The organism is Pseudomonas sp. CBC3, from assembly GCF_037967085.1.
In the GTDB taxonomy this organism is placed as follows: Bacteria; Pseudomonadota; Gammaproteobacteria; order Pseudomonadales; family Pseudomonadaceae; genus Stutzerimonas.
This window is the reverse complement of the sequence record NZ_JBANEO010000022.1, coordinates 1-397: the sequence shown is the minus strand read 5'-3', so window position 1 is coordinate 397 and position 397 is coordinate 1. Positions and strand designations below refer to the sequence as shown.

The window sequence follows — 397 nt, the reverse complement described above, 5'->3', positions numbered from 1 at the left end:
CCGCCTGGTGCACAACGCTTATCGGATCAATCTGGAGGGTGAATCAATGCGCAAACGGACGCAGAAATTGACGACGCCGGGCACCTCAGACTAACAATGCCACCCCTGCGTCGCTGCGCTCCGACTGCCTGTCCGAATGAACGTGGAACAGGTGTCCGGATCAGCGTGGGCTGAGTGTCCGAATGGCGTGGAATCCGCACCCTGACCAAAGCTGAAGGCCTTGGTCGCCAAAAACTGGCTGCCTTCTAACGCCCAGCTTGCGAGTCGCTCACGAATCTGGTCGACATCACCTAGCCCGAACCGCCGCAACTGCTGCTCCAATGACGCGGGTAGCAATTCCCTTGCAGTTCCAACAAAGCTACCGACATCCAACTCACCACTTTCGATCTGCCTATAG

The 397-nt window shown here is 57.4% G+C and carries 2 pseudogenes; one reads left to right on the top strand and one right to left on the bottom strand.

The window, feature by feature from the left end:
* Nucleotides 1-94, top strand: a pseudogene (locus V6943_RS20235) (AAA family ATPase); the annotation flags it as partial.
* Between the two features lie 104 nt (nucleotides 95-198).
* Here the strand turns inward: V6943_RS20235 and V6943_RS20230 are convergent.
* Nucleotides 199-397 (bottom strand): annotated as a pseudogene (locus tag V6943_RS20230) (AI-2E family transporter); the annotation flags it as partial.